1 protein-coding gene is annotated in these 248 nt (G+C 58.9%); it reads right to left on the bottom strand.

Going from position 1 to position 248, the window contains the following annotated elements:
• Positions 1-248 (bottom strand): protein kinase family protein (locus AC0IW9_RS31520; protein ID WP_471652221.1); only part of this gene is annotated, 248 nt, incomplete at both ends.

The following is a 248-nucleotide window of genomic DNA, read 5'->3' as shown; positions in this document are numbered from 1 at the left end:
CCGTTTTCCAGGTCGATGGCGTGCGCGGTGGCGCCGTCCGGGCTGATCATCACGTTGCCTACCCAAAAATCCATATGGGTAATGTTTTTCTCGATCAGGCTGCCGAGCAGGGCGAAGGCGGTGGCGATGAACTGATTCACCGCTTCCGGGTTTTGCTTGAGCCACAGGTGGCCGTCGACCAGATCGTTCAGCAGGCCGGTGAGCAGAAACAGTTCACGGGTAATGCCGAGCCCGGACTTGGTATGACC

This window comes from Belnapia sp. AC561, assembly GCF_979252845.1.
This window is presented reverse-complemented; position numbering and strand designations above follow the sequence as displayed.